This window comes from Variovorax sp. 01N425, assembly GCF_056399465.1.
In genome coordinates, this window is sequence record NZ_JBFTRJ010000033.1 from 21,014 (window position 1) to 27,013 (window position 6,000).

At 68.5% G+C, this 6,000-nt stretch carries 5 protein-coding genes; 3 read left to right on the top strand and 2 right to left on the bottom strand.

Annotated elements, in window-relative coordinates:
* Positions 1-54: 54 nt before the first annotated feature.
* A complete protein-coding gene (locus AC1DSC_RS32000; protein ID WP_436287162.1) occupies positions 55-1,728 on the top strand; it encodes a thiamine pyrophosphate-binding protein in 1,674 nt (557 codons plus the stop codon).
* A gap of 6 nt (positions 1,729-1,734) precedes the next feature.
* Here AC1DSC_RS32000 and AC1DSC_RS32005 read toward each other — a convergent pair whose 3' ends face one another.
* Entirely contained in the window at positions 1,735-2,034 is a 300-nt protein-coding gene (locus tag AC1DSC_RS32005; protein WP_012745477.1) for a hypothetical protein, read from the bottom strand.
* A 409-nt stretch (positions 2,035-2,443) separates the two neighbouring features.
* Here AC1DSC_RS32005 and AC1DSC_RS32010 point away from each other — a divergent pair, with 409 nt between their 5' ends.
* Together AC1DSC_RS32010 and chrA are read left to right on the top strand one after the other, a co-directional pair.
* Complete coding sequence (locus tag AC1DSC_RS32010) at positions 2,444-3,202, top strand: sulfite exporter TauE/SafE family protein (protein ID WP_012745478.1); 759 nt, start codon at positions 2,444-2,446, stop codon at positions 3,200-3,202.
* 22 nt (positions 3,203-3,224) lie between these two features.
* Entirely contained in the window at positions 3,225-4,568 is a 1,344-nt protein-coding gene (gene chrA / locus AC1DSC_RS32015) for a chromate efflux transporter (protein ID WP_436287163.1), read from the top strand.
* Positions 4,569-4,581: 13 nt separating this feature from the next.
* Here chrA and AC1DSC_RS32020 read toward each other — a convergent pair.
* The coding region (locus AC1DSC_RS32020) for a tripartite tricarboxylate transporter permease (protein WP_478079550.1) at positions 4,582-6,000 on the bottom strand (1,419 nt) is incomplete at its 5' end.

Consider the following 6,000-nt stretch of genomic DNA (forward strand, 5'->3'; position numbering starts at 1 on the left):
TCCCCCGGGAGGGGAAGGAGTAGATACCAAGACCTTCATTGCATTGGAAACAGCATGACTTCTCCCCGCACCGGCGGCCAGATCCTGGTCGACCAGCTCATCACCCACGGCGTACGGCAGCTCTTCTGCGTGCCCGGCGAAAGCTTCCTGGCCGTACTCGATGCACTGCACGATGCCGCCATCGACGTGACGGTGTGCCGTCAGGAAGGCGGCGCCACGATGATGGCCGAGGCGCAGGGCAAGCTCACGGGCCGGCCCGGCGTCTGCTTCGTCACGCGCGGTCCGGGCGCCACCAACGCGGCGGCCGGCGTGCACATCGCGCACCAGGATTCGACGCCGCTCCTGCTGTTCGTCGGCCAGGTCGCGCGCGAGGCGCTGGGCCGCGAAGCCTTCCAGGAGCTGGACTACGGCGCGGTGTTCGGCACCATGGCCAAGTGGGTGGTGCAGATCGATGATCCGGCGCGCGTGCCCGAGCTGGTCTCGCGCGCCTTCCACGTCGCCACCTCGGGGCGGCCCGGCCCGGTGGTGATCGCGCTGCCCGAGGACATGCTGACCGAAGCCGCCACCGTGGCCGATGCGCAGCCCTATGCGGTGGTCGAGACCCATCCGGGCGCGGCGCAGATCGCCGAGCTGCAGCAGCGCCTGTCGCAGGCCGAGCGGCCCGTGGTCATCCTGGGCGGCAGCCGCTGGTCCGAGGCCGCCACGCAGCAGTTCGCGGCTTTTGCCGAGGCGTTCTCGCTGCCGGTGTACTGCTCGTTCCGCCGCCAGATGCTGCTGTCGGCCGAGCACCCCTGCTACGCGGGCGACCTGGGCCTGGGCGCGAATCCGCGCATGCTCGAGCGCATCCGCAACGCCGACCTCGTGCTGCTGGTGGGCGGGCGTTTGTCGGAAGTGCCGTCGCAGGGCTACGAGCTGCTCGCCATTCCGCAGCCGAAGCAGGCGCTGGTGCATGTGCATGCCGATGCCGACGAGCTCGGCAAGCTCTATCGCCCGGCCCAGGGCATTCACGCCACGCCGCAGGCTTTTGCCGAAGCCGTGTCCGCGCTGCGCCCGGCCGCGCCGCCCGCCTGGCAGGCCGGGACGAAGGCCGCGCGCGAGGACTTCCTGCGCTGGAGCGATCCGGCGCCCATCCGCATTCCGGGCCCGCTGCAGATGGGCGAGGTCATGCAGCACCTGCGCGAGGTGCTGCCGGCCGACACCATCTTCTGCAATGGCGCGGGCAACTTCGCGACCTGGGTGCACCGCTTCTGGCCGTTCCGCGCGTTCGCGAGCCAGCTGGCGCCCACCAGCGGATCGATGGGCTACGGCCTGCCGGCCGGCGTGGGCGCCAAGCGCCTCTGGCCGCAGCGCGAGGTGGTGGTGTTCGCGGGTGACGGCGATTTCATGATGCACGGCCAGGAGTTCGCCACCGCGGTGCAGTACGGCCTGCCGATCCTCGTGGTGCTGCTCGACAACGCCATGTACGGCACCATCCGCATGCACCAGGAAAAGCACTACCCGGGCCGCGTGAGCGCCACGCAGCTGAAGAACCCCGACTTCCGCGGCTATGCCGAGGTGTTCGGCGGCCACGGCGAGCGCGTGGCCAGCACCGAGGAGTTCGGCCCCGCGCTGGCGCGGGCGCGGGCCAGCGGCAAGCCCGCGATCCTGCATTGCCTGCTCGATCCCGAAGCCATCACGCCGGCCAGCACGCTGCAGTCGATCCGCAAGGCCGCGCTCGCGGCGGGCTGAAGGATCTCAGCCCAGCCCGTCCGCATAGCGCGGCAGCGGGTTCGGCAGATGGCCGTCGGGCGCACGCGCCGCCAGCCGCGCGGCGCGCGCCAGCGGCTCCATCGCCTGCTCCAGCCGGGTGGCGAGCAGGTACAGGTCTTCGTCCTTGGTCTCGACCGCATGCGCGCGCGTCATGCGCACGATCTCCGTGGCGTACTCGGCATTGGTGGCCATCCATTCGGTGTCGGTCACGCGCCCGTGCTTTCGCCTGAGCGCCACGTGCAGGCGCGCGGCCAGCGCAATGCGTTCGCTTTCGGACATGGACATGACGGCCTCCATGAATGGATCAAGCGCTTGCGTGCACAAGTCATGCCATGCCGTTAACGGTCCGAAACACTTTGGTTTGCGAACCGGCCCCCGGAGGTAAGGCAAAGCGGGTAATTCCCAATGCACTGGGGCGGTGCACCGCCTAAAGTCTGCCCACTCGCGAACGGGCCCAGCTCGTACTGCCGAGGGTCCGAGGAGACAAATTCGGTCTACAACAAAAATTCTTCAAGGCTTCCGCTCGAGAAGCCGTGCTGAACTTCAAAAGGCGCCGCTGGTCGGCGTCTTTTTTTTGCCCGCCGCAGCCCTCCCGCCGAGGCATTTTCTGCCGGCCGAAGAGCGCTCTTGCGCCCGTCCTGCTTCTGGTTGAAGCTCCCTTTTTGATAGCAATCCTGGTGCGACAATCGCCGCCATGGAAATGCTGGTGGTCACGGGCGCCTCGCTGCTCGCGGGTTTTGTCGATTCGATCGTGGGCGGCGGGGGACTGATCCTCGTGCCGGCGCTCTTTGCCGTCTTTCCGGGCGCGCCGCCGGCCACCTTGCTGGGCACCAACAAGAGCGCGTCCATTTGGGGCACGGCGGCCGCGGCCGCCCAATTCAGCCAGCGCGTGCAGATGCGCTGGGGCGCCCTGTGGCCGGCCGCGCTGCTCGGTTTCGCGGGCTCGATGCTGGGTGCCTGGGGCGTCACGGTGTTCCCGGGCGACTTCCTGCGCCGCGCGCTGCCCGTCGTACTGCTGGGCGTGCTGCTCTACACCATCGCGCGCAAGGACCTGGGCCGCAACCATGTGCCGCGCTTCAGCGGCCGGGCCGAAACGCTGGCGGCCTGCGCCATCGGGCTGTCGATCGGGTTCTACGACGGCTTCTTCGGCCCCGGCGCGGGCAGCTTCCTGGTCTTTTTGTTCGTGCGCTGGATGGGCTACGACTTCCTGAACGCCTCGGCCTCGGCCAAGATCATCAACACGCTCACCAATGCCGCGGCCCTGCTGCTGCTCGCGCTCAAGGGGCACGTCTGGTGGCACTATGGGCTGGTGATGGCGGTGGCCAACGTGGCCGGCAGCCTGCTGGGCACGCGTGTTGCGCTGAAGCACGGGGCCGGTTTCGTGCGGGGGGTGTTCATCGTCGTGGTGAGCGCGCTGATCCTGAAGACCGCCTATGACGCATTCCTGAAATAGCCCAACCCGAAAGTCCTGCTGCATGCCGCCGCCAGAGCCTGTCGAACCTCCCGCACCCGTCAGCTTTTGGCAGGCCTTCGCCTACTGGCTCAAGCTCGGCTTCATCAGCTTCGGCGGGCCGGCCGGGCAGATCGCGCTGATGCACCAGGAACTGGTCGAGCGCCGGCGCTGGATCTCGGAGAAGCGCTTCCTGCATGCGCTGAACTACTGCATGCTGCTGCCCGGCCCCGAAGCCCAGCAGCTGGCCACCTACATCGGCTGGCTCATGCACCGCACCTGGGGCGGCATTGCGGCGGGCGTGCTCTTCGTGCTGCCCTCGCTCTTCATCCTGGTTGGCCTGTCGTGGGCCTACATGGCCTACGGCCAGGTGCCGGCCGTGGCGGGCCTGCTCTACGGCGTGAAGCCCGCGGTGACGGCGATCGTGCTGTTCGCCGCCTGGCGCATCGGCTCGCGGGTGCTCAAGAACGCATGGCTCTGGGCGATTGCCGTGGCGGCCTTCGTGGCGATCTTCGCGCTGCGCCTGCCGTTCCCGCTGATCGTGCTGGCGGCCGGGGCCATCGGCTACTTCGGCAGCCGGTTTGCGCCGGCGTACTTTGCGGCGGGCGGCGGCCACGGCAGCGCCGCGTCATCGGCCGGGCCGGCGCTGATCGACGACCACACGCCGACGCCGCAGCACGCGCTTTTCGGCTGGGGCCGTTTCGCGCGCGTGCTGGCGGTGTTCTTCCTGCTGTGGCTCGGCGCCCTTGGCGCGCTCACCGCGCTATACGGCTGGCACGGCGCGCTCACGCAGATGGCGTGGTTCTTCACCAAGGCGGCGCTTCTGACTTTCGGCGGCGCCTACGCGGTGCTGCCTTATGTGTTCCAGGGCGCGGTCGACCATTACCAGTGGCTCAGCGCCACGCAGATGATCGACGGACTGGCGCTCGGCGAAACCACGCCGGGTCCGCTGATCATGGTGGTGTCGTTCGTGGGCTTCGTGGGCGGCTGGGGGCAGGCCCTGTTCGGTCCAGAGGCGCCGTTCGCGGCGGGCGCTGCGGCGGCGGCGGTGGTGACCTTCTTCACCTTCCTGCCGTCGTTCCTGTTCATCCTGCTGGGCGGCCCGTTCATCGAATCGACCCACGGCAACCTGAAGTTCACCGCGCCGCTGACCGCCATCACCGCGGCCGTGGTCGGCGTGATCGTCAACCTGGCGGTCTTCTTCGCCTACCACGTGCTCTGGCCCGCAGGCCTGTCCGGACCCTTCGAGATCGCTTCCGCCGTGATCGGCGCCCTCGCGGCCCTCGCGCTCTTCCGCTTCAAGGCCGGTGTGATCCCGGTGGTGCTTGCTTCCGCACTGACCGGGATGGCCTGGCAACTACTGCACTAGGCTCGCCCCGGGGTCATTCCTCGACGAAGGCTTCTTCGCGCTTGGCCTTGATGGAAGGCAGCAGCACGATGCCCAGCAGCAGCGCCGCGGCCACCAGCAGGCCGGCCGACAGCGGCCGCGTGACGAACACGCTCCAGGCACCGCGCGACAGCAGCAGCGCGCGCCGCAGGTTCTCTTCCATCATCGGCCCGAGGATGAAGCCCAGCAACAGCGGGGCCGGTTCGGTGCGCAGCTTCAGGAACAGGTAGCCGATGAAGCCGAAGATCGCGACCATCCACACGTCGAAGGTGTTGTTGTTGGTCGAGTACACGCCGATCGCGCAGAACAGCACGATCGCCGGGAACAGGAACTTGTAGGGCACCGTCAGCAGCTTGATCCACATGCCGATCAGCGGCAGGTTCAGCACGATCAGCATCGCATTGCCGATCCACATCGAGGCGATCAGGCCCCAGAACAGCTCGGGGTTGCTGGTCATCACCTGCGGGCCGGGCTGGATGTTGTGGATCGTCATTGCGCCCACCATCAGCGCCATCACCGCGTTGGGCGGAATGCCCAGCGTGAGCAGCGGAATGAAGGAGGTCTGCGCGCCGGCGTTGTTGGCCGACTCGGGCGAGGCCACGCCGCGGATGTTGCCCTTGCCGAAGGCGATCTCGCCGGGTCGCATCTTGATCTTCTTCTCCAGCGCGTAGGCCGCAAAGGCCGCCAGCAACGCGCCGCCGCCCGGCAGGATGCCGAGCGCCGAACCCAGTGCCGTGCCGCGCAGCACCGCGGGCGTCATGCGCTTGAAGTCTTCCTTGGTGGGCCACAGGCCCTTGACCTTGTGCGTGAACACCTCGCGCTCGTCGTCGGGCTGCGAGAGGTTGCCGATGATTTCGCCGTAGCCGAACACGCCCATGGCAATCACCACGAAGCCGATGCCGTCGGTGAGCTCAGGAATGTCGAAGCTGAAGCGCGCCACGCCCGAATTCACGTCGGTGCCCACGATGCCGAGCAGGAGGCCCAGCACGATCATCGCCACCGCCTTGAGCAGCGAGCCCGAGGCCAGCACCACCGCGCCGATCAGGCCCAGCGTCATCAGCGAGAAGTACTCGGCCGGGCCGAACTTGAAGGCCAGCTCGGTCAGCGGCGGCGCGAAGGCCGCGAGGATCAGCGTGCCGACGCAGCCCGCGAAGAACGAGCCCAGGCCCGCCGCGGCCAGCGCGGGGCCTGCGCGGCCCTGCCTTGCCATCTGGTAGCCGTCGATGCAGGTGACCACCGAGGACGACTCCCCGGGCAGGTTCACCAGGATGGCGGTGGTCGAGCCGCCGTACTGCGCGCCGTAGTAGATGCCGGCCAGCATGATCAGCGCCGACACGGGCGGCAGCGCGTAGGTGGCGGGCAGCAGCATCGCGATGGTCGCGACCGGGCCGATGCCCGGCAGCACGCCGATCAG